Source organism: Conexibacter sp. CPCC 205762 (assembly GCF_030646155.1).
GTDB lineage: Bacteria > Actinomycetota > Thermoleophilia > Solirubrobacterales > Solirubrobacteraceae > Conexibacter.
Genome location: NZ_JAUTDN010000062.1, coordinates 1 through 23,683 on the forward strand (window position 1 = coordinate 1; position 23,683 = coordinate 23,683).

The 23,683-nt window shown below is 74.8% G+C and carries 25 protein-coding genes; 12 read left to right on the plus strand and 13 right to left on the minus strand.

All coding sequences use genetic code 11. From position 1 onward, the window contains the following. The 6 genes from Q7L73_RS26735 to Q7L73_RS26760 all read right to left on the minus strand — a co-directional run. A partial coding sequence (locus Q7L73_RS26735) for an ABC transporter ATP-binding protein (protein ID WP_304715727.1) occupies window positions 1–841 on the minus strand: 841 nt, incomplete at its 3' end. Further along, window positions 841–2,478 (minus strand): efflux RND transporter periplasmic adaptor subunit, encoded by a 1,638-nt coding sequence (locus Q7L73_RS26740; RefSeq protein WP_304695211.1) that lies wholly within the window; start codon window positions 2,476–2,478, stop codon window positions 841–843. The genes Q7L73_RS26740 and Q7L73_RS26735, both read right to left, overlap by 1 nt. 118 nt (window positions 2,479–2,596) lie before the next feature. Then, window positions 2,597–3,124: a GNAT family N-acetyltransferase gene (locus Q7L73_RS26745; protein WP_304695209.1), complete on the minus strand. Its 528-nt coding sequence runs from the start codon at window positions 3,122–3,124 to the stop codon at window positions 2,597–2,599. An 11-nt stretch (window positions 3,125–3,135) separates the two neighbouring features. Next, window positions 3,136–4,224, minus strand: coding sequence for an acyl-CoA dehydrogenase family protein (locus Q7L73_RS26750; protein ID WP_304695207.1), 1,089 nt, complete (start codon window positions 4,222–4,224; stop codon window positions 3,136–3,138). Next, window positions 4,221–5,363, minus strand: a complete 1,143-nt coding sequence (locus tag Q7L73_RS26755) for an acyl-CoA dehydrogenase family protein (RefSeq protein WP_304695205.1) — start codon at window positions 5,361–5,363, stop codon at window positions 4,221–4,223. Before Q7L73_RS26755 ends, Q7L73_RS26750 begins: the two co-directional genes overlap by 4 nt. Before the next feature lie 19 nt (window positions 5,364–5,382). After that, complete coding sequence (locus Q7L73_RS26760) at window positions 5,383–6,171, minus strand: crotonase/enoyl-CoA hydratase family protein (protein WP_304695203.1); 789 nt, start codon at window positions 6,169–6,171, stop codon at window positions 5,383–5,385. A gap of 55 nt (window positions 6,172–6,226) precedes the next feature. On the opposite strand from Q7L73_RS26760, the gene Q7L73_RS26765 reads away from it, so the two are divergent. The 3 genes from Q7L73_RS26765 to Q7L73_RS26775 all read left to right on the plus strand — a co-directional run bounded on the left by Q7L73_RS26765 (window position 6,227) and on the right by Q7L73_RS26775 (window position 8,929). After that, complete coding sequence (locus Q7L73_RS26765; RefSeq protein ID WP_304695201.1) at window positions 6,227–7,111, plus strand: acyl-CoA thioesterase II; 885 nt, start codon at window positions 6,227–6,229, stop codon at window positions 7,109–7,111. A gap of 97 nt (window positions 7,112–7,208) precedes the next feature. Then, window positions 7,209–8,135, plus strand: a complete 927-nt coding sequence (locus tag Q7L73_RS26770; RefSeq protein WP_304695199.1) for a Ku protein — start codon at window positions 7,209–7,211, stop codon at window positions 8,133–8,135. Continuing rightward, window positions 8,135–8,929 (plus strand): Ku protein, encoded by a 795-nt coding sequence (locus tag Q7L73_RS26775; protein ID WP_304695197.1) that lies wholly within the window; start codon window positions 8,135–8,137, stop codon window positions 8,927–8,929. The genes Q7L73_RS26770 and Q7L73_RS26775 overlap by 1 nt, the downstream gene beginning before the upstream one ends. Before the next feature lie 33 nt (window positions 8,930–8,962). On the opposite strand, the gene Q7L73_RS26780 is transcribed toward Q7L73_RS26775, so the two are convergent. Then, a complete protein-coding gene (locus Q7L73_RS26780; protein WP_304695195.1) occupies window positions 8,963–9,265 on the minus strand; it encodes a hypothetical protein in 303 nt (100 codons plus the stop codon). A gap of 172 nt (window positions 9,266–9,437) precedes the next feature. Here Q7L73_RS26780 and Q7L73_RS26785 point away from each other — a divergent pair, with 172 nt between their 5' ends. From Q7L73_RS26785 to pyrF, 3 genes are all read left to right on the plus strand, one after another. After that, window positions 9,438–11,135: a glycine-rich protein gene (locus tag Q7L73_RS26785; protein ID WP_304695193.1), complete on the plus strand. Its 1,698-nt coding sequence runs from the start codon at window positions 9,438–9,440 to the stop codon at window positions 11,133–11,135. Between the two features lie 109 nt (window positions 11,136–11,244). Continuing rightward, the gene (locus Q7L73_RS26790) at window positions 11,245–12,018 is read left to right on the plus strand and encodes a TIM44-like domain-containing protein (protein ID WP_304695191.1); all 774 of its coding nucleotides are present in this window, start codon (window positions 11,245–11,247) and stop codon (window positions 12,016–12,018) included. A gap of 47 nt (window positions 12,019–12,065) precedes the next feature. Then, window positions 12,066–13,010: an orotidine-5'-phosphate decarboxylase gene (gene pyrF, locus Q7L73_RS26795; RefSeq protein WP_304695189.1), complete on the plus strand. Its 945-nt coding sequence runs from the start codon at window positions 12,066–12,068 to the stop codon at window positions 13,008–13,010. Between the two features lie 32 nt (window positions 13,011–13,042). On the opposite strand, the gene Q7L73_RS26800 is transcribed toward pyrF, so the two are convergent. After that, window positions 13,043–14,986, minus strand: a complete 1,944-nt coding sequence (locus tag Q7L73_RS26800) for a YhgE/Pip domain-containing protein (protein ID WP_304695187.1) — start codon at window positions 14,984–14,986, stop codon at window positions 13,043–13,045. Beyond that, a complete protein-coding gene (locus Q7L73_RS26805) occupies window positions 14,983–15,618 on the minus strand; it encodes an ATP-binding cassette domain-containing protein (protein ID WP_304695185.1) in 636 nt (211 codons plus the stop codon). Before Q7L73_RS26805 ends, Q7L73_RS26800 begins: the two co-directional genes overlap by 4 nt. 67 nt (window positions 15,619–15,685) lie before the next feature. Between Q7L73_RS26805 and Q7L73_RS26810 the strand changes: the two genes are divergently transcribed. The 3 genes from Q7L73_RS26810 (at window position 15,686) to Q7L73_RS26820 (ending at window position 19,245) form a co-directional block, all read left to right on the plus strand. Then, entirely contained in the window at window positions 15,686–16,918 is a 1,233-nt protein-coding gene (locus Q7L73_RS26810; protein WP_304695183.1) for a cytochrome P450, read from the plus strand. An 11-nt stretch (window positions 16,919–16,929) separates the two neighbouring features. Further along, window positions 16,930–17,379 (plus strand): DUF6636 domain-containing protein, encoded by a 450-nt coding sequence (locus Q7L73_RS26815; RefSeq protein ID WP_304695182.1) that lies wholly within the window; start codon window positions 16,930–16,932, stop codon window positions 17,377–17,379. Window positions 17,380–17,490: 111 nt separating this feature from the next. Next, window positions 17,491–19,245 carry an immune inhibitor A domain-containing protein gene (locus Q7L73_RS26820; RefSeq protein ID WP_304695180.1) on the plus strand — a complete coding sequence of 585 codons (1,755 nt, stop codon included), beginning with the start codon at window positions 17,491–17,493 and terminating at the stop codon, window positions 19,243–19,245. A 9-nt stretch (window positions 19,246–19,254) separates the two neighbouring features. On the opposite strand, the gene Q7L73_RS26825 is transcribed toward Q7L73_RS26820, so the two are convergent. Further along, entirely contained in the window at window positions 19,255–19,728 is a 474-nt protein-coding gene (locus tag Q7L73_RS26825) for a hypothetical protein (RefSeq protein ID WP_304695178.1), read from the minus strand. 21 nt (window positions 19,729–19,749) lie between these two features. Next, window positions 19,750–20,460, minus strand: coding sequence for a GntR family transcriptional regulator (locus Q7L73_RS26830; RefSeq protein WP_304695176.1), 711 nt, complete (start codon window positions 20,458–20,460; stop codon window positions 19,750–19,752). A gap of 78 nt (window positions 20,461–20,538) precedes the next feature. Here Q7L73_RS26830 and Q7L73_RS26835 point away from each other — a divergent pair, with 78 nt between their 5' ends. From Q7L73_RS26835 to Q7L73_RS26845, 3 genes are all read left to right on the plus strand, one after another. Next, window positions 20,539–21,048 carry a flavin reductase family protein gene (locus Q7L73_RS26835; protein WP_304695174.1) on the plus strand — a complete coding sequence of 170 codons (510 nt, stop codon included), beginning with the start codon at window positions 20,539–20,541 and terminating at the stop codon, window positions 21,046–21,048. Window positions 21,049–21,181: 133 nt separating this feature from the next. Further along, window positions 21,182–21,706 carry a GNAT family N-acetyltransferase gene (locus tag Q7L73_RS26840; protein WP_304695172.1) on the plus strand — a complete coding sequence of 175 codons (525 nt, stop codon included), beginning with the start codon at window positions 21,182–21,184 and terminating at the stop codon, window positions 21,704–21,706. A 250-nt stretch (window positions 21,707–21,956) separates the two neighbouring features. Next, window positions 21,957–22,202: a hypothetical protein gene (locus Q7L73_RS26845; protein ID WP_304695170.1), complete on the plus strand. Its 246-nt coding sequence runs from the start codon at window positions 21,957–21,959 to the stop codon at window positions 22,200–22,202. Between the two features lie 52 nt (window positions 22,203–22,254). Here Q7L73_RS26845 and Q7L73_RS26850 read toward each other — a convergent pair whose 3' ends face one another. Together Q7L73_RS26850 and Q7L73_RS26855 are read right to left on the minus strand one after the other, a co-directional pair. Then, the gene (locus tag Q7L73_RS26850; RefSeq protein WP_304695168.1) at window positions 22,255–23,139 is read right to left on the minus strand and encodes a universal stress protein; all 885 of its coding nucleotides are present in this window, start codon (window positions 23,137–23,139) and stop codon (window positions 22,255–22,257) included. Window positions 23,140–23,240: 101 nt separating this feature from the next. Then, the coding region (locus Q7L73_RS26855) for a response regulator transcription factor (RefSeq protein ID WP_304715728.1) at window positions 23,241–23,683 on the minus strand (443 nt) is incomplete at its 5' end.

Genomic DNA, 23,683 nt, shown 5'->3' on the forward strand with positions numbered 1-23,683 from the left:
CGGCGGCGGGCGCGGCGGCGGGGGCGGCGGCGGGGGCGGCGGCGGGGGCGGCGGGGGCGGCGGCGGCATCGCGCGAGGCGGGGTCGGCGTCGAGCCGGCGGTCCTCGACGACGCGGCCGTCGATCAGGCGGATCACGCGGCGGGCGCGCTCGGCGACCTCGGCCTCGTGCGTGATGATCACGATCGTGCGGCCGTGCGCGTTGAGCGTGTCGAAGATGTCGAGCACGTCCTCGGTCGAGCGCGAGTCGAGGTTGCCGGTCGGCTCGTCGGCGAGCAGCAGCGGCGGGCTCGCGACCAGCGCCCGCGCGACCGCGACGCGCTGCTGCTGACCGCCCGACAGCTCCGACGGCAGGTGGTCGAGCCGCTCCCCCATCCCGACCGCCCGCAGCGCCCGCGCCGCGCGGCGGCGGCGCTCGGCGCGGCCGACGCCGGCGTACGCCAGCGGCAGCTCGACCTGCGCCAGCGCGCGCGTGCGCGGCACGAGGTTGAAGCTCTGGAAGACGAAGCCGATCTTGCGGTTGCGGATGTCGGCGAGGTCGTCGTCGTCATAGGCGCGCACGTCGATCCCGTCGAGCAGATAGCTGCCGCTCGTGGGCGCGTCGAGGCAGCCGAGGATGTTCATCAGCGTCGACTTGCCGCTGCCCGAGCTGCCCATGATCGCGACGTAGTCGCCGCGCTCGATCCGCAGCGAGACGCCGCGCAGCGCGTGCACCGTCAGCTCACCCATCGCGTACGACTTGACGACCCTGTCGACGGCGATGACGGGGCGCGCCGCGGGGGCGTCGCGAGAGACGGGCGTCGCCGGGCGGGCGGGTGTCGCGGTGTCTGCGGGGCGCCGCATCAGGGACCGCCGGGCGGGCCGCCGCGGAGCGCGCCCCCGCCGCCGCCGAAGCTGCCGCCGCCGGGGAAGCCGCCCGCGCCGCCGAGGCCGCCGGTCAGCCCGGCTCTGCCGGCGCCTGCCGCCGCGCCGGCGGCGCCGCTCGCGGTCGCGGTCGGGGCCGCGGCGACGACGAGCTGGTCGCCGGCGCTGACGCCGTCGAGGATCTGCGTCGTCTCGTCGCCGACGATCCCGATCGTGACGCGCTGGCGGACGCGCTCGTCGCCCTCTGCGACCGTCACGGTGCCGCTGGAGCCGCGGCCGGAGACGGCGGCGCTGGCGACGTTGAGGACGCCGTCGGCCTGGTCGACGACGACGCTCGCGGAGGCGGTCATGCCCGACTTCAGCCCGCTCGCGAGCTGGTCGAGCCGCAGCGTCACGTCGTAGCTGACGACGGAGCTGTTGGTCGTCGGCAGCGTCGCGACCGAGACGACGTGGGCGGCGAGCTGCTCGTCGGGCAGCGCGTTGACGGTCACGGTCGCCGCCTGGCCGCGTCTGACCTGGCCGACGTCCGACTCGCTGAAGGGGACGACGAGGTTCATCGCGTCGAGGTCGACGAGCGTGATGAAGGAGGACGATCCGCTCGCGCCGCTGCTGCCGGTCGCGCTCGCGCCGGCGGCGCCGGTCGCGGCGCCCGCGCCGCTGCCGCTCGCCGCGCTCGACGAGCTGCTGCTGGACGCGGAGGAGCCGCCGCCGACCTCCTCGCCGGCGCTCGCGCCGACGGAGGCGATCGTGCCGGCGATCGGCGCGCGCAGCTTCGTCGCCGCGAGCGCATCCTGGGCGTCCTCGACGGCGTCTTCGAGGTCGTCGAGCGACTGCGCGCTGGTCGCGCCGGAGCCGGCCGCGCCCGCGGCTGCCGCGCCGGTGCCGGCACCTGCGCCGGCCGCACCGGGCGTGCCCGCGCCGGTGGCCGGCGTCGCGGGCGTCGTCTGGGTCGGCGCGGGGGTGGGCGTGGTCTGCGGGGTCGTCGGCGCCGGAGTCGTGGTCGTCTGCGTCGGCTCCGGCGCGGGCGTCGTGGTCGTCTGCGGCGTCGTCGCGTCGGGCGTCGTCTCCGTCGGCGTCGTCGCGGCCGGCGTCGTCGCGGTGGGCGTCGTCGCGGCCGGCGGCTCGTCGGCGACGGCCGCCAAGCGCGCGCCGCCGGCTGCCGGCGCGGTCGCGTCGCCGGTCGTCTCGCTGTCCGGCCGGTAGACGGCGTCCGAGGTCGTCAGGGTCTCGCCCGCGTAGGAGGCGGTCGTGTTGGAGCCGTCCTCCGCGTCGGCGAGCGCCTGTTGGGCGTCGGCGAGCGTCTTCTCGGCGTCGGTCGGGTCGAGCTGCGCGAGCAGCTGACCGGCGACCACCTTCTGACCGGGCTTGACGTAGACCTTCTGCAACGTCCCGCCGGTCTCGAAGTCGAGGTCGAGCTGCTTCGCCGCCGCGACCGATCCGCTGCCGGAGACGGTCGCCTGCACGACGCCGCGGGAGACCGTCACGAGCCGCTCGCCGGCGCCGCCCGAGGCGGCGTTGGAGGGGCCGACGACGAGGACTGCCGCGACGATCGCGGCGACGCACGCCGCCGCGAGGGCGGCCGTGGTCAGGCTGGCACGTCTGGAGGCGCTCCGCATCGAGGCAGCAGTGTGCGCGGCGCAGCCAAGAAGCAGCTAAGAACCGACGCGACGAGCTCTCGGGCGGGTGGGCACGACGGCGGCGGCGGGCTCAGCGCGGCGGGCGCGGCGGCGGGCTTCAGACCGGCAGGTCGAGCACGAACTGCGGGCCGGCGCCGGGCCGCTGGTAGCGCTCGCCGGTGTCGCGGAAGCCGGCGCGCAGGTAGGCGTGCTGAGCGACCTCGTTGACGTCGTTGACGGTCAGCACGAGCCGCGTCAGCGTCGGGTCGAGCGAGCGCGCGAAGGCCGGCATCAGCGCGAGCGCGCGGCTGCCGATGCCGCGGTGCTGGAGGGTCGCGTCGACGAAGAAGGCGCGCACGAGGAACTCGCTGTGCGGCCGCACGAAGCGGCCGGCGCTGACGCCGCCGTGCAGCACGAAGAAGCCGACCGGCCCGCCGTCGAGCAGGATCGCGACCGGGTGCTGGCGCGGGTCGCGCTCGGCCGGCCCGAGCGTGTCGGCCGGCACGCCCGACCAGGTCCGCTGGAAGGGATGCGGCGCCAGCTCCAGCACGCGCTCGCGCAACTGCGGCCCGACCAGCGCCAGCGTCACCTCGCCGGCCGCGGCGCCGCTGTCGCGGCTGTCGGTGTCGTGCGCGAGCCCGACCATCGCCGCGGATCCTAGGCGTGCCCGCGGCCGGCGGCGGCTTCGGCGTCGGCGCTGACGCCCGGCGCGGCGGCGTCAGCGGCGGCCGCTGCCAGGCGCGCGATCCGGCGGCGGTGCTCGCTCGCCGAGCCGAGCAGGGCGGCGTCGAGCTGGGCGCGCTTGTAGAGCCAGTGGACGTCGGCCTCCCAGGTGAAGCCGATCCCGCCGTGCAGCTGGATCGCGGCCGCGGTGACGTGGCGGCCGGCGTCGGCGGCGGCCGCCTTCGCCATCGCCGCCGCGCGCGGCAGCGCCTCCGGCTCGGCGTCGGCCGCCCAGGCCGCGAACCAGATCGCCGAGCGCGCGCCCTCGGTCTCCAGCAGCTGCTGCGCTGCGCGGTGCGAGACGGCCTGGAAGGCGCCGATCGGGGTGCCGAACTGTCTGCGCTCCTGCACATAGGCGACCGTCAGCTCCAGCGCCCGCTGCGCGAGGCCGGTCAGCTCCGCCGCCAGCACGACCTCGGCGCGGTCGAGCCCGGCCTCCAGCGGCCCGTCGAGCAGCCTGCCGGCGCCGGCGCCGCTCGCGTGGACGGTGACGCGCGCGTAGCGGCGGGTCGGGTCGATCGTCTCGCGCGGCTCGATCGCGACGCCGCCGCCGCGGGCGTCGTGGACGATCGCCTGGCCGCGCTCGACCAGCACGATCCAGCGCGCGCTGTCGGCGTCGGGCACCAGCTCGGCGACGCCGTCGCGCGCGATCCCGACGGTCGCCGTCTCGCGCCCGACCGCCAGCTCCGGCAGCAGCTGCTCGCGCTGGCGCTCGCTGCCGGCGCCGAGCACGAGCTGCGCCGCGAGCGCGTTGGAGAGCCAGCGCGACGGGGTCGCCGCCCAGCCGAGCTGCTCGGCGACGACGGCCAGCTCCAGCAGCCCGAGCCCCTGGCCGCCGTACGTCTCGGGGATCGCGATCCCGGCCCAGCCGAGGCCGATCAGCTCCTCCCACAGCGCCGTGTCGTACGTGCGCGCCGGCGACTCGGCGACGGCGCGCACGCTCGCGAACGAGGAGCGCGCGGTCAGCAGCGCTCTGGCGGTGCGCTGGATCTCGCGCTGGTCGTCAGTCAGGTCGAAGTTCACGTCCGCCCCAGTCGCGGCAGGCCGAGCACGCGCTCGGCGACGATGTTCCTGAGGATCTCGGTCGTGCCGCCCTCGATCGTGTTGCCGCGGGCGCGCAGCAGCTCGAACGACCAGCGCGAGTCGGTCGCCAGCGCCTCCGGCCCGATCAGCTCGACGGCCAGCTCGGTCGCGCGCTGGTTGGTGTCCGACCACATCCACTTCGTCAGCGAGCCCTCGGGTCCGGGCTGGCCGTACTTCATCTGCGCGGTCAGGCCGCGGTAGGCGGTCAGGCGCAGGATCTCGCAGCGCATGTGCAGGTCGCCGAGCCGCTCGGCGACGGAGGGATCGTCGAGCAGGCCGCGCGCGACGGCGGCCGCGGTCAGCTCGTCCAACAGCACCTTCAGCGCCACCTGCAGCCCGAAGGCGAGCCCGGCGCGCTCGTTCATCAGCGTCGTCAGCGCGACCGCCCAGCCGTTGCCGACGGCGCCGATCACGTTCTCGTCCGGGATCCAGACCTCTTCCAGGAACAGCTCGTTGAACTCGGCCGCGCCGGTGATCTGGCGCAGCGGCCGGACCGTGATGCCCGGCTCCCGCATGTCCATCAGGAAGTAGGTGAGGCCCTTGTGCTTCGCCGCCTCGGCGTCGCTGCGCGCGACCAGCATGCACCACGTCGCGTGGTGGGCGAAGCTGGTCCAGACCTTCTGGCCGGTCACCCGCCAGCCGCCGTCGACCTTGACCGCGCGCGTCTTCAGCGCCGCCAGGTCGGAGCCGGCGTCAGGCTCGGAGAAGCCCTGGCACCAGATCTCGTCAGCGGAGACGATCCCCGGCAGGAACCGCTCGCGCTGCTCGTCGCTGCCGTGGACCATCAGCGTCGGCCCGCCGAGCAGCAGGCCGAGCACGTTCGCCGGCTGCGGCGCGCGCGCCCGCGCCAGCTCCTCGTTGAAGATCGCCGACTCGACCAGCGTCGCGCCGCGCCCGCCGTACTCCGGCGGCCAGGAGACCGCGGCCCAGCCGCCGCCGGCGAGCGCGCGCTGCCACGCGACCCGCCAGGCGAACGACGCCTCCTCCCCCTCCGGCTCGGCGCCCGGGTGGTTGGCGGCGATCCAGCCCCGCAGCTCGTCGCGGAAGGCGCGCTCGGCGTCGGAGAAGGTCAGGTCCATGGCCGCCGGTTACCCGTGCTCAGCGGCCGGTGAACCTCGCCGCGCGCCGTTCCAGGAAGGAGGTGAGGCCCTCGGCGCCATCCTCGCTGCGCATCAGCGGCAGCACGTCCGGCTGCAGTCTGTTCGCGGCCTCGCGCTCGGCGTACGGGATCGCGGCGCTGGCGGAGGCGAGCGTCGCGCGCACGCCCAGCGGCGCGGCGACGGTCGCGATCCGCTCGGCCAGCTCGATCGCGCGCTCGACCTGCCGGCCGGGCTCGACGACCTCCTGCACGAGCCCGAGCCGGTAGGCCTCCTGCGCGTCGAACTGGTCACCGGTCAGCAGCCAGCGCATCGCGTTGCCCCAGCCGGCCTCGCGCGGCATCCGGATCGTGGCGCCGCCGAAGGGGTAGATGCCGCGCTGCACCTCCAGCTGCGTGAAGCGGGTGTCGGCGGCGGCGACGCGGATGTCGGAGGCGAGCAGCAGCTCGATCCCGAGCGTGATGCACCAGCCCTGCACGGCCGTCACGAGCGGGGTCGTGTACGGCTCGCCGTCGAGCCGCCACGGCTGACGGCCGCCCTCGGGCACCGACAGCGAGCCGTTGGCCTGGATCTCGGCGCCGACGTCGGCGAGGTCGAGCCCGGCGGTGAAGTGGTCGCCGTGGGCGAACAGGACGCCGGCCCACAGCTCGTCGTCGGCCTCCAGCTCGCCGACCGCGAGCGCCAGCTGTCTGAGCATCTCCAGCGTGAAGGCGTTGCGCTTGTCGGGCCGGTTGAGGCCGATCAGGAAGACGTGCCCGCGCCGCTCGGTGGTGATCAACTGCTCGCTCATCCGTGCTCTCCTCGGTGGCAGTAGGACGGCCATCCTAGTGTTAGCCTCCGCCGCGATGAGCCACTCGACCGAGGCCCGCCCGTTCGACGACGCGACCGCCGTCAGCGCCCTCGGCGCGGGCCGCTTCAGCGCTGACGTCGACCTCGGCTGGGCCGCCCCGACGGCCGCCAACGGCGGCTACCTGGCCGCGATCGTCGTGCGCGCGATCGCCGCCCACGCCGACCCCGCGGGCGCCAGACGGCTGCGCTCGCTGACGCTGCACTACCTGCGCCCGGCCGGCGCCGGGCCGCTGGAGCTGACCGTCGAGACGATCCGCGACGGCCGCCGGATCGCGAACGTGCGTGTCGAGGCGACGCAGAACGGCAAGCCGGTGGTGACCGCGCTGGCGGCGCTCGCGGTGCCGGGCCTGCCGGCCGCCGGCACGTGGATGCCGGACCCGCCGCAGGTCGCGCCCGCGCCGCAGCGCGACGCGCCGCGGCTGGAGGGCCACCGCTGGCGCCGCGACGACGACGCGCACTGGCTCGACGTCCCCGGCGCCGCACCGGCGATCTCCCACCGCGTCCAGCTCGCGCCTCGCTTCGGCGGGATCCCCTTCAGCGGCAGAGCGCCCGCGGCCGGCGAGCCGGCGCAGGCCGGCGGCTGGATCACGCTGCCGCAGCCGCACGCGGTCGACGCCGCCTACGTCGCGCTCTGCACCGACGTCTGGTGGCCGCCCGGCTTCGAGCCGCTCGACCGCCCGGCGGTCGCGCCGACGATCGACCTGACGATTCACTTCCGCGCCGACATCCCGCCGGCCGGCCTGCCCGACCAGGCGGTGCTCGGCTGGTATCGCAGCTCGACCGCGCGCGACGGGCTCGTCGAGGAGGACGGCCTGCTGTTCCTCGGCGACGGCACGCTGCTCGCCCACTCGCGCCAGCTGGCGCTGCTGATACCGGCCTGAGGCTCGCCCAGGAGGCTCGCCTCAGGCTTGCGAGAACTCGCCAGCGGCTCCTTCTCGCGGCGGTTGGCCTGCTCTGGGCGCGGGTAGCGCTCCCGGCATGGCGCGCTCGATCTGGAACGGCTCCCTCGCGGTCGGCGAGCTGCGCGTGCCGGTGAAGCTGTTCGGCGCGATCGAGGACCGCGGCGTCCACTTCCACGAGGTGCACGCGAAGGAGGGCGCGCGGCTGGAGCACCGCCGCTTCGACCCCGGGAGCGGCAGGGAGGTCGCCGGCGAGGCGCTCGTGAAGGGCTTCGAGGTCGGCGACGGCGAGTACGTCGTGCTGAGCGACGACGAGCTGCGCGGCGTCGACGGCAGACACGCGAAGCAGTGCGAGATCGAGCAGTTCGTGCCGGCCGAGCAGGTCGATCCGGTCTGGTACGACAAGCCCTACCACCTCGGCCCGCGCGACGGCTCCGACGACGGCTACGCGCTGCTGCACGCGGCGCTGGCGAAGGTCGAGCGGGTCGGGATCGGGCGGATCGTGCTGCGCACGCGCGAGCAGCTCGTCGCGCTGCGCGCGCTGCCCGGCGGCGTGCTGGGCCTGTCGACGCTGCGCTTCGCCGACGAGGTCGTCGCGCCGGAGTCGCTCGACCCGCCCGCTGACGCGAGAGCGCCGGGCGCGAGAGAGCGGAGACTGGCGGAGGCGCTGGTCGAGGCGCTGTCGGAGCCGTTCGACGCGACCGACTACGACGACGACCACCGCGCCGCGCTGCTGGCGCTGATCGAGCGCAAGGCGGAGGGCGAAGCGATCGAGCAGCCCGAGCGCGAGCCGGCCGAGGCGCCCGACGACCTCTCCGCCGCGCTCGACGCGACGCTGGCGGAGCTGGCGAGACGCAGAAGACGGACGCGCGGGGCGCACGGCGCGAGCGGCTCGTCCAGACGCACGCGCGGCGGGCACGCGCCGAGACGCGGCGCCAGCAGCAGAACCGCGAGACGCAGCGGCACGAGACGCAGAGCCGCGAGACGCAGAGCGAGAAGATCCTGATGGCGCGCCCGCTCTGGTCCGGGTCGCTCTCGTTCGGGCTCGTCAACGTGCCGGTCGAGCTGCGCAGCGCGGTGCGCGATCGCCAGCTCCACTTCACGCAGCTCAACGCCAGAACCGGCCGCCCGATCGAGGTCCGCCGCTGGTGCACGAAGGAGGAGGTCGAGGTGCCGTGGGAGCAGGTCGCCCACGGCTGCAGACTCGACGACGGCCGCGAGGTCGTGCTGAGCGACGAGGAGCTGGAGGCGGCCGCACCGCGCCGCACGCGCACGATCGACGTCGAGCAGTTCGCCGACCTCGACCAGCTCGACCCGCTGCTGTTCGACCATCCCTACCTGCTGACGCCGGCCGGCAGAGCGGAGGGCACGCTGCGCGCCTACCGCCTGCTGCACGACGTGATGGAACGCCAGGACAAGGTCGCGATCGGCCGCTTCGTGCTGCGCTCGAAGCAGTACCTCGCCGCCGTCCGCCCCGACGGGCCGCTGCTGTCGCTGACGACGCTGCGCTTCCACGACGAGCTGCGCGACCCCGCGCAGGCGGGCGCGCCGAGCGGCGCCGCGGCGAGACCGAAGCCGAGAGCGCTGAGAGCGGCGGTCAGACTGGTCGACTCGCTCAGCGGCGACTTCGACCCGTCCGCCTGGAGAGACCGCCACCGCGCGCGGCTCAGAAGAGCGATCGCGGCCAAGTCCAGCGGGAAGACGCTGCGCGCCCCCAGACGCGACGCGCCGGCCGAGCGCGCCTCGCCGGACCTGATGGAGGCGCTGGAGGCGTCGATCGCGAGACTGGCGAAGGCCTAGTGGCGTGACCGGCAACGTTTGCCGGGCACACCACTAGCTCTCCGGGTCCTCGTCCTGCTCCGGGTCGACCTCGGCGGCGACGTCGGTCAGCACTCTGCGCACCGGCACGCGCGCGGCGACGGCGTCGCGGCGGCGGCGGACGACGGCGGCGGCGTCGCCGATCACCGCGCGCTCGGGCGCCGACATGCCCGGCCAGCGCTCGCGCAGCTGGGTGAGGATGTCGTCGGCGCGGTCGAGCGCGTCGCGCGCGGCCTGCGGCTCCGCGTCCTCCAGCGCCGTCTCGGCGGCGCTGACCTCGACGCCGGCGTCGGCGGTCAGCTTCAACAGCTCGTCCATCGCCCGCAGGCTACCGGGCGCTCCCGACCGCAGGCACGCGCAACTTCGCGCCAACACCCTCGTTGATGTTGCTGACGCCGGGCACGGACGCCACGGCGCCACTTCCAGCGGCCGACCGCCACGGCGGGCGGCCTCGATCTCCGATCCACTTCACTCCACCAGGGAGGGAACGATGCGTCGTACCCGCAGACCGGCGGCCGTGCTCGCGGCCGCCGCGACCACGTGCGCCTTGATGGCGCTGCCGGCGGCGGCAGCCGAGCCGATCACCGTCGCGTTCGACTACACCGGCGCCGCGCAGGCGGTGACCGTGCCCGCGGGCATGACCCGCGCGACCTTCGTGCTGCGCGGCGGTGCCGGCGGCGACAACAACCCGCTCTTCGCGCTCGGCGGGATCGCCGCCGAGCTGCGCGCCACGCTGCCGGTGGCCCCCGGCGAGACGCTGGAGCTGAACGTCGGCGGGCGCGGCCTGTCGGGTGCCAACGCCGGCTTCAACGGCGGCGGCCGCGGCGCCGGCGTGGGCCCCGGCCACCAATCCGGCGCCGGCGGCGGCGCGACCGACGTGCGAGCGCCCGGCGGCGGGCTCTCGACGCGGCTGCTGGTCGCCGCGGGCGGCGGCGGCGCCGGCACGAACAACGGCGGCAAGCTGGCCGGCAGCGGCGGCGCAGCCGACGCGGACGGCCAGGACGGCTACTCGTCCGAGCTCGCCACGGGCGGCGGCGGCGGGCTGACGAGCGGTGCCGGCGGCAGCGCCGGCACGGGCCCGTCGCCCGGCATCCCCGGCAGAGCCGGCATGCCCGGGATCGGCGCCGACGGGCTCGCGTCGAACTCCGGCGGCAACAGCGGCGGCGGAGGCGGCGGCTGGACCGGCGGCGGCTCCGGCGGGCTCGGCGGCGTCGCCCCCGGCGACTTCACCAGCGGCGGCGGAGGCGGCGGCGCCGGCGGGGTGAGCTGGAGCGCGCCGCAGGCGCTGCGGGTCGTGCTCGCGCTCGCGAGCCAGACCGGCGACGGCGGCGCGACGATCACCTTCAGCTCCGGCGAGCCGACGCCGACGACCGCGCCGACGATCTCCGGCGCGGCCCAGGTCGGCAGAACGCTGACCTGCGACCCGGGCAGCTGGGCGGAGGCCGACAGAGTCGAGCTGGCGTGGCTGCGCGACGGCGCGCCGATCGCGGATGCGACGGCCGCCGCGCACGAGGTCGTCGCCGACGACGCCGGCCATCAGCTCGTCTGCCGCGTCACCGCCAGCAACGCGCGCGGCTCCGCGACCGCGACCTCGAACGCGATCGACGTGCTGGCGTACGTGCCGCTGTCGCCGCTGGACGCCCCGCGCGTGACCGGCGAGCGCCGCGTCGGCGGCACGCTCACGTGCGATCCCGGCCGCTGGTCGGGCGCGGCGCTCTTCTCCTACCGCTGGCTGCGGGACGGCGAGCAGCTCGCCGGCGCCACCGCCGCGACGCGCGTCGCGACCAGATCCGATGCGGGCAGATCGCTGCAGTGCGAGCTGACCGCGACGGCCGGCTCCGCCGTCGCGGTCGCCTACACGGCCGCCGTCGGCGGCCCGGCGCGGCTGCTGCTGCCGGCGCCCAGCGCGCTCGTCTCGCGCGCCGGCACCGCCGCCGTCGCGCTCACCTGCGCCGGCCCGACCGACTGCCGCATCCCGCGCCTGACGATCGGCGGCGCGGTCCTCGCGCGCGATCGCGTGGTGCGCGCCGGCAGCTCGGCGACGGTCCGCCCGCGCCTCTCGAAGGCGCTGCGCAGACGGCTCGCCGCGCGCGGCTCCGCGCTGACCGCGCGCGTCGTCGCGACGCCGAACGGCGGCTACGGCGGCAACGCGCGCGTCCGCCTGTTCGCCCCGCGCGGCGTCCGCTGAGCGGAAGCGGGTGCGCCGGCGCTCAAGTCGACGCCGGCGCGCTCGATCACTCGCACAGGGGCCCGCGCCGGCGCGCGCCTCAGACCACGCCGCCAAGGAGGCCGCTCGGGTGCAGCAGCAGATCGGAGCCACGTCCCGCATCGCCGTCGCCGTGCGCGCGGCGCTGCTCGCGCTGCTGCTGCTCTCGCTCTCGGCCGCGCCCGCGCTGGCCGGCGCCGGCGACGGCACCGCCTCGTTCAGCAGCGGCGGCAGCGGCAGCGGCGAGGACTGGCTGGCGAAGCTCGAGCTCTGGGTCCTGATCAGCCCGATCGTGATCGTCGCGCTGATCGTGACGGGGGTCGTCGGGCTCGTCCGCCGCCGCAAGCGGCGTCGGCGCGCCAAGCGCGTCGAGCGCGCCGCGGTGACCGTCGCCGTCGCCGACCCGCTGTTCGCGACCGACGCCGTCACCGCCGTCGCCAGAGCGCTGTACCTGGAGGTGCAGGCGGCCTACGACGCGCGCGACGACGCTCGCCTCGCCGCCGTGCTGATGCCGCAGCCGCTGGCGGAGCTGCGCGCGCGGCTGGCCGAGCTGGCCGCCAGAGGCGACCACCACTGCGTCACCCAGGTGGTCTTCGAGGGCGCCGAGTACCTCGGCCTCGTCGACCGCGAGGGCCATGACAGAGACGAGATCCTCGTGCGCGTCTCGGCCGAGGTGCACGACCACATCGAGCACGCCGACGGCACGATCTCGCAGCCCGGCGGACGCAGCGCGAGACGCTACTGGGCGCGCGAGTGGTGGACGCTCGCGAAGCGGCCCGACGGCAGCGGCTGGTGGGTCGCCTCGATCGAGCGCGACGAGCAGGCCGGCCACCAGCTGCTGAACGAGCCGATCGTGACCGCCTGAGCGGCGGGAACGAGGCGGCGCCGCGCGCCGACTAGACTCGCGCGGCGATGAGCGCCCACTTCGCCGACCGCCTGATCGCCCGCATCGAGCAGACCGAGAGCCTGCTCGTCGTCGGGCTCGACCCCGAGCTGCGGCAGCTGCCGCCGGAGCTGCTCGACGGCGTCGAGGACCTCGCCGGCGCAGCCCAGGCGGCCGCTCGCTTCTGCACCGCGGTGATCGACGGGATCGCCGATGTGGCGCCCGCGGTCAAGCCGCAGTCGGCCTTCTTCGAGGCGTTCGGCGCCGCCGGCCTGCACGCGCTCGAGCGGGTCAACGCGCACGCGCGCGCCGCCGGGCTGCTGATCGTCGAGGACGCCAAGCGCGGCGACATCGGCTCGACGATGGCCGCCTACGCCGCCGCGGCGATCGGCCGCGTCGAGGTCAACGGCCGTGCGCTGCCGGTGCACGACTCCGACGCCGTCACGCTCTCCCCCTACCTCGGCCCCGAGTCGCTGCAGCCGATGCTCGACGCCGCCGACGCCCACGGCAAGGGGCTGTTCGTGCTCGTGCGCACGTCGAACCCCGGCTCGGCCCGCGTGCAAGGCCTGGAAACGCCGGACGGGCGCGTCTTCGAGCAGGTCGCGAAGCTCGTCGCCGAGCTGGGCGCGGGGCGTGTCGGCGAGCGCGGCTACGCGAGCGTCGGCGCCGTCGCCGGCCTCACCTACCCCGACGACGCGCGCGTGCTGCGGGCGCTGATGCCGCAGGCGTTCCTGCTCGTCCCCGGGCTCGGCCCGCAGGGCGGCTCGCCGGAGGACTTCCCGCTGTTCGTGGGCGCCGACGGCTTCGGCGCCGTGCCGGCCGCCTCGCGCGCCGTCGCCGGCGGCTGGAAGACGCACGCCGACGGCGCGCTGCCGATCGAGCGGCGGATCGCCGACGGCGCGCGTGCGGCGGCTGTGGAGCTGACGGCCGCGCTGCGCGGCCCGCTCGCCGCCGCCGGCCGCTGGCGCTTCTAGCCGCGCCGCTCGCCGCTCGCGGCTCGCCGCGCCTACAGCTCCAGGTCCGGCTTCAGCCGCTGGATCGTCCACATCCGCTGGCGCGTGACCGTGTACGACGCCAGCGCCAGGCAGACGACGAGCATCCCCGCGATCACCGCGACCGCCCGCAGCAGCGTCGCGTCCTGGCCGCCGGAGATCGTCACGCGGAAGCCCTCGATCAGGTAGGTCATCGGCAGGAACGGGTGGATCGCCTGGAGCGCGCCGGGCGCGGTCTGGATCGGGTAGATGCCGCCGGCCGCGCCGAGCTGGATCACCAGCAGCACGAGCATCGCCGCGTCGCCGACGGCGCCGAAGGCCATCCGCAGCAGGTCCGCGAGCGCGGTGAAGGCGAGCACCGCGAGCAGCATCAGCCCGATCGTGCCGAGCACGTCGACCGGGTCGAGCCCGAGCCCGACGTCGACGACCGCGTAGAGGATCAGCGCCGCGGCGCAGCCGAGCAGGCCGGCCGGCAGCCAGCCACCGGCGGCGACCGTCAGCGCCGGCAGGCGGCTGGCGGCGAGCGCCTCGCCCGCGACCGGGCGCAGCATCAGGTAAGCGACGATGCCGAAGACCCACAGCGCGATCGAGAGGAAGAACGGCGCCAGGCCGCGGCCGTAGACGTGCGCCGGGTGGGCGTTGGAGGACGAGAGCTGGACTGGGTTGGCGAGCACGTCGGCCTGCTCGGCGCGATCGGACGGGTCGCTGGCGGGGACTCTCGCCTGCGCGCTGGAGAGCGCGTCGGCCAGTCTCGTCGCGCCGCTGTCGAGCTTGCGCGCGCCGGGCGGCAGTCTCTCCGCGCCGGCCGCCGCGGTGCCGAGGCCATCGTCGAGCTGGGCGGCGCCGTCGGCGACCTGCTTCGCGCCGTCGGCCAGTCTGTCGACCTGTCTGCGGCCGCTCTGCACCTGCGCCTTCAGCTGGTCGGTCTGGCCGGCGGCGGTCTGCGCCTGCTGCGCGAGCGTCTGCAGTCTGCCGGCCGCCTCGCCGGTGTCGGTCGCGATCTGGCCCGACTGCTGCGCCGCCTGCTGCGCGAGCTGCTGCAGCTGTCTGTAGGCGGGGTCGTCGGCGACGTCCGGCACCGCCTGCGCGAGCGCCTCCACCTGCTGCTCGATTCTGGCGCTGACGTCGGCCGCGCTTCTGGTCCCGCTCGCGATCTGTCTCGCCGCGTCGGCCGCGTCGCCGGCGACGGTCGAGACGCCGCCGAGGCGGTCGAGCCCGTTCGTGACCGCGCCGGCGGCGGTGTCGACGACGCCGGCGAGCTGCTGCGCCCCGTCGCTGACCTCGGCGCTGCCCGTTCTGAGTCTGCCGGCGCCGTCGCTGAGCGTGCCGAGGCCGTCGGAGAGTCTGCGTGCGCCGCTGCGCAGCTCGCCCGCGCCGTCGGCCAGCTGCTGGGCGCCTCTCGCGCCCTCGCCGAGCCCTCTGCGGACCTGCTCGAAGCCGCCGAGCGCGACCTCGGCGTAGGTCGCGTAGGCGGCCGCGTTGACCTGCGTCTGCAGCTCGCTCTCGACCGTTCTGGCGATGATCGAGACGATGAAGCCGTTGGCGTCATCGAGCCGGATCAGCAGTCTCGCCCGCTCCGGCGAGCCGACCGCCGGGCTCGACAGCTTGCTGCTGAAGTCGCTGGGGACGCGGATGATCATCAGGTAGCGGCCGCTCTTCAGACCGTCCTCGGCATCGGCGTCGTCGGTGAAGCGCCAGCCAAGCTCTCTCTGCGCTCTCAGCTGTCTGACGAACTCGGCGCCGGCGTCGACCTCTCTGCCGTCGACCGTCACCGGTCTGTCCTCGTTGACGACCGCGACCGGCAGCTCGCCGGACTTGCCGTACGGGTCCCAGTTGGACCACAGGTAGAGCGAGCCGTAGAGCGTCGGCACGATCAGCAGGAACAGCAGGCCCGCGAGCGGCAGGCGGCCGCGGAAGCGGCGCAGCTCCGCGAGCGCGAGGCGGAAGGGGGCGATCACAGCGGCACGACCACGTCCGCGAGGCCGGCCGCCGGAGCCGCGTCGGCGGCGCTGGCGACGACCGTCGTGCCCTGCTCGGCGAGCGCCTTCAGCAGCGTCCACAGCTCGCGCTCGCCGTCCGCGGAGAGGCCGCGGTCGAGGTCGTCGAGCACGACCGCGGGCGGTCTCTCGAACCACGCCAGCGCGACCGCCAGCCGCGTCAGCTGGCGCGGGTCGAGGTCTTCGATCCGCGCTGCGCCCTCGGCGCTCACGCCGCAGGCGTCGAGCACCGCGGCGGCCTCGCGCGCGTCGATCCGGTGGCCGCGCAGGACCTCCTGCAGGTCGATCGCCTCCTGCACCGTCCAGCGCTCCTGCAGCTCGACGGCGCCGGCCGCGCGCGCGACGCGCACCAGCCGCCGCACCGCGCCGGCCCGCTGCGGCAGCGGCTCGCCGGCGACGGTCGCGGAGCCGTGCGCAGGCTTCATCCGGCCCGCGAGCGTCAGCAGCAGCGAGGTGCGGCCGGAGCCGCCCGGCCCGGCGACCGCGACGAGCGCGCCGGCCTCGGCGCGCAGCGTCACGCCCGCGAAGACGGCGCCGCGCGCTCCATCGACGCCGAGACCGTCAGCCGTGATCGGGACCCCCGGATGCGCCATGTCAGAAGTCATACCCTGCGCGTCAAGGGGACACGCCGGGTTAGGATCGCGACCGAGATCCGGTTCGATGGCCACGCCCGTGACAGAGCTGCAGGACCTGCCCGCGTTCGACTACACCGACGCGGAGCTGCACGGACCGCGCTTCCACGCGACGATGGCGCAGCTGCGCAGCGACGGCGGCTGGCTCGCGAGCACGCCGCTCGGCTACGTCGTGCTGGAGCGGGAGGCGGCCAGCTTCTTCCTCCGCACCCGCGCGTGCGAGTTCCCCGGCATGAAGATCGCGGAGCTGTTCCAGATCGAGGAGGGCGCGCTGCTGGAGGAGATGCGGCGCAACATCCTGCATCTCAACGGCGACCAGCACAGACGGCTGCGCGCGCTCGTCAACCCGGCCTTCACGCCGCGGGCGGTAGAACGCTGGCGACCGCGCATGCGCGCGTTCCTGCAGCAGCTGTGGGACGGGCTGCCCGCCGGCGGCCGCGAGCCGTTCGACCTCGTCGAGGCGTTCGCGAAGCCGTACCCGTCGCTGACGATCGCGACCGTGATGGGCGCGCCGCTGGCCGACGCGCCGCGCCTGCACGAGTGGTCCAACTGGATCCAGCGCCAGTTCGACCCGCCGGTGCTGATGAGCGAGCGGCCGCGGATTGAGCGCGCCGTCGAGCAGTTCTACGCCTACGCGGGCGAGCTGCTGGAGCTGCGCCGCCGCACGCCCGGCGACGACCTGATCTCGCAGCTGATCGCGGCCGAGCAGGAGGGCGACCGGCTGTCCGACGTGGAGCTGGTCAACCTCGTCCTGAACGTGCTGATCGGCGGCGTCGACACGACCCAGTCGCAGCTCGCGCACGCGCTGCGGCTGCTGGCGCAGGAGCCCGAGCAGTGGGCGGCCCTGCGCGCCGACCCGCAGCGGCTGGCGCCGGCGGCGGTCGAGGAGGCGCTGCGCTACGAGCCGATCACGCCCTTCACGGCGCGGATCGTCGTCGAGCCGGTCGAGTACGACGGCGTCCTCTTCCCGCGCGACACGGTCGTGCTCGTCTGCGCCTTCAGCGCCAACCGCGACGGCGTCGGCGACGGCTTCGAGATCACGCGCGCGAGCGGCGGCCCGAGACCGCTGACGTTCGGCGCCGGCGTCCACTACTGCCTCGGCGCGAACCTCGCGAGAGCGGAGCTGCAGGAGGCGCTGACCTTCCTCGCGCGCAAGGTGGAGCGGCTGGAGCTGGCCGGCGCGCCGGTCTTCGAGGGCGTCCAGGGCGTCTACGGGCTGGCGTCGCTGCCGCTCCGCTTCACGCCCGCAACCGACGGGTAGGCTGGCGCGCCATGGCTCGCTTCGATCGCTCTCCGCTCGCAGCGCCGCGCGCCGCCCTGGTCGCGCTCGCGCTCGCTCTGCCGCTGCCCGCGCTCGCGCTCGCCGCCGAGCCGGCCGCCGCGCTGGTGATGTTCAGCTCGCCGTCGCGCAACATCGGCTGCGCGATCGACCGCGGCTTCGCCCGCTGCGACGTCGCCGACCACAGCTGGCGGGCGCCGGCCAAGCCGAAGCGCTGCATGCTCGACTGGGGCAACGGCGTGACCGTCGGCAAGCGCGGGCGCGCGCAGTTCGTCTGCGCCGGCGACACCGTGCTGCAGCAGCGCGGCGCGATCCTCGGCTACGGCAGATCGCGCACCGTCGGCAGCTTCACCTGCACCAGCCGCAGAAGCGGGATGACGTGCAGCCGCGGCGGCAGCGGCCACGGCTTCTTCGTCTCGAAGACGCGCGCGAAGATCTTCTAGGCAGCGAACGCTGACGCGCCAGTCTTACGACACAGGCGTCGTCCTTCCGCTTTCCAGCTTGATATCCCTCCCGAACGCGGTCAGGGTCGTGCGATGTCATGCAGACGGAGGATGGTCGCGGCCGCAGCCGGCGCACTCGCACTCGGGCTCGGCGGCGCCGCTGCCGCCCACGCCGACCCGATCGTCACGACCGGCAGCGGCAGCGTCGTCGCTTTGACACCGACGGTCGACGCCTTCCGCGCCCAGCTCGGGACGCTCAACCCCAACGTCGGCGGCCAGGGACCTGCCGGCCGGCGCGAGATCAACTGGGACGGCGTCCCCGCCGGCTCCGCCTCGCCGACGCAACTGCCGTTCGACTTCTTCAACTCGAACTCGCCGCGCGGCGTGCTGCTGACCTCGGTCGACGGCGCGCCCGGCAGAGTGCTCGTCAGCTCGACCAACGCCGGCAGCGAGCTGTTCAGAGACGTCGACGCCTCCTACGCGGGCCTCTTCCAGGCCTTCTCCGCGCAGCGGATCCTCAGCAGCCAGAACATCCCCATCGGCAGCAACGACCCGAGCATCGACGTCGTCTTCCGCGTTCCCGGCACCGGCGTCGCCGCGACGACGAACGCCTTCGGCGCCGTCTTCACCGGCGTCAACGCCGCCAACCGCAGCTTCCTGCAGTTCTTCAGCGCCGACGGCCGCAACCTCGGCAGCTACGCGGCACCGACCGGGACGCTGTCGTTCGTCGGCGTCCGCTATGACGCCGGCGAGCGGATCGCGCTCGTGCGCGTCCACCCCGGCGACATCCGGCTGGGGAGAGGGATCGCGCAGTCGGGCACCCAGGACCTCGTCGCGCTCGACGACTTCGTCTACGGCGAGCCGCAGCAGCTGCCGGTCCCGGCCGGCGCCGAGAGCTTCGAGAGCGGACTCGGCGGCTTCATCCCCGGCCGGCTCGCCGGCGCGTCGGGCGACCCGACCTTCGCGATCGCCGGCGACGACGCCCACACCGGCGCCAGCTCCGCCTTCGTGCCGAACGCCGGCGCGATCACCGACCTGACGTTGACCTCGCCGGCCGTCGCGATCCGCGGCGGCGGCCCCTCGACGCTGACCTTCTTCCACCGCGACTCGATCGAGAGGGAGTTCGACGGCGCACTCGTCGAGGTCTCCACCGACGGGGGCGTCAACTGGACCGAGCCGACGCCGGCGCAGTGGCTGGAGAACGGGCCGACGCAGAGAATCGCCAACGGCTTCAGCTCGCCGATCGCCACGAGAGTCGCGTTCAGCGGCGCCAGCGCCGGCTGGGTCCGCAGCGTGCTCGACCTCTCCCCGTACGCCGGCGCGACAATCAGATACCGCTTCCGCTTCGCCTCCGACCAGAGCGTCGGGGCGCGCGGCTGGTACATCGACGACGTCAGCGTCGCGACGCCGGCGGCGCCCGTCACGCCTGCGCCGCAGCCGCAGCCGCAGCCGAGACCGCTGCCCCAGCCGCAGCCGAGATCGCCGAGCCCGGGTCCGGGAGCCGGGCGGCTGTCGAGCCTCTCGCTCAGCCCGCGCTCGTTCGCGAGCGGCAGATCGGCGCGCATCCGCTACACGCTCAGCGCCGCCGCGAGCGTCTCCTTCACGGTCACGCGCAGCCAGGCCGGCCGCCGCGTCAGAGGGCACTGCGTCGTGCCGGCGCCGCGCAGAGGCGCGCGCTGCACGAAGACGACGACCGTCAAGCGCCTGAGTGGGCGCGGCACCGCCGGCGCCAACACGCTGGCGCTGTCGCTCGGCAGAGCGGCGCCCGGCAGCTACACGCTGAAGGCGAGCGCCGGCGGCGCGAGCAAGAGCGTGACGTTCACCGTCACGAGAGCGAGCGCGAGAAGAAGAGCCGCGCGCCGCTGAGCGCGCCGCTCAGGGCTCGACCGTGATCGAGGCGATCTGGGTGCCGCTGTGCTCCAGCTCCACCTCGAAGATCCCCTCGATCTCGGCCGGCACGGAGAACCGCACCGGTCTGCCCGGGGAGACGTCCTGCGCGACGTCGTAGCCGTGGAAGTGGATCTCCTCGGGCTGGTCGGAGACGACCGTGAAGCGGATCGTGTCGCCCTTGCGGAAGGTCAGTCTCTTGACGCCGCCGACCGGCTCCAGCCCTCTCACGATGATCCGCGCGCCGGCGGGCTTCGCCGTCGCTCTCGGTCTCGTGGGGGTCGTCTCGGTCGCGCCGCCGTCGGCCGGGGTCGTCTCGGCCGGGGCGGGCGTCGTGGTCGCGGTCGTGTCGGTCGCGAGCGGCAGGCGGTCGGAGTCGTCGGTGCCCTTCAGCACGACGAAGCCGATCGCCGCGACGACGACGAGGCCGACGATCACGATCAGACGCTGGTTGGAGCTCATGCCAGCGAAGGGTACGCGGCGCTACGCGCCGGCTGCGGCGATCGCCTGCAGGCCGGCGACCTCGGCCTGCTCGAGATGCTCGGCCGTCAGCTGCGCGGCGCGCTCGCCGTCCTCGGCCTCGATCGCCTCCACGACCAGGCGCAGCTCCAGCACCGCGGCCTGCGCGCGGCCCGGCTGCGACAGCGACGACGCCCGCAGCACGCGCACGCGCGCCTGCACGCCGGCCAGCAGCGCGTGGAACGATCTGTTGCCGGCGCCCTGCAGCAGCACCTCGTAGAACTCGTCGTTGGCGCGCAGCACGGCGCGCACGTCGTCGGAGCCCTCGGCCGCGACCCGCTCCATCTCGTCGACGGCGGCGCGCAGCGCCTTCAGCTGGCCGGGCGTCGCGTTTCTGACGAAGCGGGTGACGGCCGCCGCCTCCAGCACGAGCCGCACGTCGTACAGCTCGGCCGCCTCCTCGGGCGAGGGGACGACGACGATCGCGCCCTTCTGCGGGATCGTCGTGACGAGGCCCTCGGCGGCGAGCTGGCGCAGCACCTCGCGGATCGTCGTGCGCGAGACGCCGATCTGCTCGATCAGCTCGCGCTCGATCAGACGCTGGCCGGGCTTGAGGCGGAAGTCGAGGATCGCCTCGCGCAGCACGTCGACGACCTGCTCGCGCAATGGCGCGGCGACGCGGCCGACTCGCAGCGAATCGCCGCCAGGAGTGGAGAGATCGGCGAGTCCGGACATCCCCATCAGGGTATCGGATGGCCGTCATACAACGATCCACGCTCAGTCTCGACAGAATGAGTCGGGAAAGGAGCACGCGTGACCGCAGAGAACGCCCACGACACACCCCTCCGGCCGCTCGAGCCGAGTGCCTTCCGCGACGTGATCGGCCACTTCGCCAGCGGAGTGACGGTCATCACGACCGCGCTCGACGGCGCGCTCCACGGCACGACCGCCAGCGCCGTCAGCTCGCTGTCGCTGGAGCCGCCGATGCTGCTGATCGCGATGAACAGATCGTCGGCGACCGGCCAGGCGGTGCTGAGGTCGGGCGCCTTCGCGGTCAACATCCTCGGTGAGGGCGACGACGAGCTGGCGCGCCGCTTCGCCGCCAAGGGCGACGACAAGTTCGACGGCGTCGGCGTCGAGATCGGCGACCACGGCCAGCCGCTGCTGGTCGACGCGCTCGCGCAGCTCGTCTGCAGAGTGACCCAGCAGGTCGAGGCGGCGACCCACGTCGTCTTCTTCGCCGCGGTGCACGAGGCGACCGCGCGGCCGGGCGCGCCGCTGGCGTACTACCGCGGCAAGTTCGGCAGATTGTCGTTCGACTGACGCCGTGGAGTTCACGCGATCGTCACGGCGTCCCTGGTGCTCACCGGCGGCGTCGGGTACAACCCATGCAGGGTCCGCGCGGGGACGGCACGAGCCGCCCCGACCGGACGAGGCGCCAGAGGGTGAGACCGAGATGACCACACGAGACTCCCAGCACACGATCCGCACGCTGCCGATCGCCGAGCTCGACGAGCTGGCGCCGCTGTGGCGCGCGCTCCAGGACCACTACGCGGCGATCACGCCGCTGCTCGGCAACGCGCTCGCGCGCAACCCCGAGGCCTCTTGGCACAACCGCCGCGAGAAGTACGCCAAGTGGCTGACCGACCCCGACGCCTTCGTGCTGATCGCCGAGGACGCCGGCGGCCCGATCGGCTACGCCTTCGTCACCGTCGGCCCCGGCTACGCCTCCTGGTGCACGGGCGACCGGATGGCGACGCTGCAGTCGCTGTCGGTGCTGCCCGACCTGCGCGGCAGCGGCATCGGCTCGGAGCTGCTCGACGCGGTCGAGGGCGAGCTGCGCACGCGCGGCGTCGGCGACCTCGAGATCACGACGGCGGCGACCAACGCGGACGCCGAGCGGCTGTACGAGCGGCGCGGCTACACGAGAGGCTTCGTCGTCTACGTCGGCTCGATCGACGAAGCGGTCGTCGGCGACTGACACCGCCTGCGCGCCCGCCCGCCGCGGGCGCGCCGCCCTCGCCTCGTCGCGCTCGCGCGCGTCACTCCTCCAGCGTCCACGCGCCGTCCACTCCGACCCTGTTCGTTCGTGATGTGAGTGGTCGATCATGGGTGCTTAATCGCTTTTGCTGGCGCGCCTGCGATTCAATCCACCAGTTCACGGTTAATATCGCGTAGGAATGGTGACTGACGCCTTTACGACGGCGTCATAACCCAGCAAACTCGCCGCCATGGCACGACTCACCCTCCCGTCCGCGGGGCCGGCTTCGACGCTCGCAGCAGAGCTGGAGCAGCAGCGCCTCGCGCACCGTGCGGCACGGATCCGCCGCGCGCTCTCGGCGATGCGCAGGCTCGCCGACGCCCGCCACGACGACGTCCCGATGCCGCTGCTCCTCGGCATGAGCGACTTCGACCGCGAGCTGTCGCGCGTCGAGCAGCGGATGCGCGAGCTGAACAGCAGCGACGCGCTGCTGTAGCCCGCGAGCGGCCGCCGCGCTCGTGCGCGCGCCGGCCGCTCGCGCCCGCCGCCTACTCCTCCGGCTCGACCGCCGAACGCGGGAGCAGCAGCAGCGGGCCCTCGGCCTCGCGCACCAGCCGGGTCGTGACCGAGCCGAGCAGGACGCGCTTGAGCGGGCCGTAGCCGCGCGAGCCGGTCACCAGCAGGTCGACGTCGCCGCTGACGTGCGCCAGCTCCGTCGCCGGGTCGCCCTCGCGCTTGATCGACTCGACGTCGCCGCTCGCTCTCACCGCCGCACCGGCCTCCTTCAGCTCCAGCGCCGCCAGGTCGCGCACCGCGTCGACGTACTGCTCGTAGCCGTAGCCGATCGTCGTCGGCGTGCGCAGGTCGACGACCGACACCGGCACGACCCGCGCGCCGGCGGGCTCGGCCAGCGCGACCGCCCGCTCCAGCGCCGCCTTCGCCTCCGGCGAGCCGTCGTAGGCGACGCCGACGCGGCGCAGCGCGCGATCGGCCGCCGGCCGCTGCGCGTAGTCGACCGGCGCGACCGCGACCGCCGTCGGCGCGCCGTGCAGCACCTGCTCGGTCGCGCTGCCGGCCCAGACGCGGCCGAGCGCGTTGCGGTGGCTGGTGCCGACGACGATCACGTCAGCCTCCAGCTCCTCCGCCAGCCGGTGCAGACCGGCGGCGGCAGAGCCAGCGCGGACCGCCCGGAAGGCGCTCTCGGGCAGCTGCGGCGCATGCGATCTGGCGCGGTTCAGCTCGTGCTCCGCCTCGTTCCGCAGGCGCTCCTGGTAGTCGCTCTCGGTCCCGCTCGAGTCCTTGTTGATGACCGCCTTGTAGACGGCCGCGACCGTCAGCTCGGCGCCCTCGCCGCTGCTCGCCAGCAGCTGGCCGAGCGCGAGCGCGTCGTCGCCGTGAGAGGAGCCGTCGTAGCCGATCAGGATGCGTCTCATCAGAGGATGTCCTTCCGCGGGGTCGGGGTTCAGGGCCCTCCATTGACCGTACCCAACTGCTGGCGCGGCGGCATCCGTGATCGGCCGCGAGCGGCCTGCGGTCAAGCCGCGCGGCGCAGGCCGGTCTCGTGCGCCAGCTCGTTCGCCAGCTCCGTGCGCGAGCGCAGGCCGAGCTTGCGGTAGATCTGCGACAGGTGGTGCTCGACGGTCTTGCGCGTGATGTACAGCTCCGCCGCAACCTCCGGGTTGGTGCGCCCCTCGGCGACCAGCAGCGCGACGCGGCGCTCGTGCGGCGTCAGCTCGTCGCGGTCGTTCGCGCGCGGGCGGCCCGGCTGGCCGGAGGCGCGCAGCTCGTCGCGGGCGCGCGCCGCCCACGGCGCCGCCCCGGCCGCCGCGAAGTCGGCGCGCGCGGCCTCCAGCGGCTCGCGCGCGTCACGTCGGCGGCGGCCGCGCCGCAGCCGCTCGCCGAGGCAGAGGCGCGAGCGGGCCGCCTCGAAGGTCAGCCCGGCGGCGTCGGCGGCCTCGACGGCGGCGGCGAGCAGCG

Excerpts from the sequence above, each read along its gene's own strand:
- Q7L73_RS26780 (WP_304695195.1), bottom strand. The coding sequence starts at position 9,265 with ATGGACGAGCTGTTGAAGCTGACCGCCGACGCCGGCGTCGAGGTCAGC.
- Q7L73_RS26740 (WP_304695211.1), bottom strand. The coding sequence starts at position 2,478 with ATGCGGAGCGCCTCCAGACGTGCCAGCCTGACCACGGCCGCCCTCGCG.
- Q7L73_RS26845 (WP_304695170.1), top strand. The coding sequence starts at position 21,957 with ATGGCACGACTCACCCTCCCGTCCGCGGGGCCGGCTTCGACGCTCGCA.
- Q7L73_RS26840 (WP_304695172.1), top strand. The coding sequence starts at position 21,182 with ATGACCACACGAGACTCCCAGCACACGATCCGCACGCTGCCGATCGCC.
- Q7L73_RS26815 (WP_304695182.1), top strand. The coding sequence starts at position 16,930 with ATGGCTCGCTTCGATCGCTCTCCGCTCGCAGCGCCGCGCGCCGCCCTG.
- Q7L73_RS26760 (WP_304695203.1), bottom strand. The coding sequence starts at position 6,171 with ATGAGCGAGCAGTTGATCACCACCGAGCGGCGCGGGCACGTCTTCCTG.
- Q7L73_RS26830 (WP_304695176.1), bottom strand. The coding sequence starts at position 20,460 with ATGTCCGGACTCGCCGATCTCTCCACTCCTGGCGGCGATTCGCTGCGA.
- Q7L73_RS26775 (WP_304695197.1), top strand. The coding sequence starts at position 8,135 with ATGGCGCGCCCGCTCTGGTCCGGGTCGCTCTCGTTCGGGCTCGTCAAC.
- Q7L73_RS26765 (WP_304695201.1), top strand. The coding sequence starts at position 6,227 with ATGAGCCACTCGACCGAGGCCCGCCCGTTCGACGACGCGACCGCCGTC.
- Q7L73_RS26810 (WP_304695183.1), top strand. The coding sequence starts at position 15,686 with ATGGCCACGCCCGTGACAGAGCTGCAGGACCTGCCCGCGTTCGACTAC.
- Q7L73_RS26850 (WP_304695168.1), bottom strand. The coding sequence starts at position 23,139 with ATGAGACGCATCCTGATCGGCTACGACGGCTCCTCTCACGGCGACGAC.
- Q7L73_RS26770 (WP_304695199.1), top strand. The coding sequence starts at position 7,209 with ATGGCGCGCTCGATCTGGAACGGCTCCCTCGCGGTCGGCGAGCTGCGC.
- Q7L73_RS26755 (WP_304695205.1), bottom strand. The coding sequence starts at position 5,363 with ATGGACCTGACCTTCTCCGACGCCGAGCGCGCCTTCCGCGACGAGCTG.
- Q7L73_RS26805 (WP_304695185.1), bottom strand. The coding sequence starts at position 15,618 with ATGGCGCATCCGGGGGTCCCGATCACGGCTGACGGTCTCGGCGTCGAT.
- Q7L73_RS26825 (WP_304695178.1), bottom strand. The coding sequence starts at position 19,728 with ATGAGCTCCAACCAGCGTCTGATCGTGATCGTCGGCCTCGTCGTCGTC.
- Q7L73_RS26820 (WP_304695180.1), top strand. The coding sequence starts at position 17,491 with ATGGTCGCGGCCGCAGCCGGCGCACTCGCACTCGGGCTCGGCGGCGCC.
- pyrF (WP_304695189.1), top strand. The coding sequence starts at position 12,066 with ATGAGCGCCCACTTCGCCGACCGCCTGATCGCCCGCATCGAGCAGACC.
- Q7L73_RS26745 (WP_304695209.1), bottom strand. The coding sequence starts at position 3,124 with ATGGTCGGGCTCGCGCACGACACCGACAGCCGCGACAGCGGCGCCGCG.
- Q7L73_RS26785 (WP_304695193.1), top strand. The coding sequence starts at position 9,438 with ATGCGTCGTACCCGCAGACCGGCGGCCGTGCTCGCGGCCGCCGCGACC.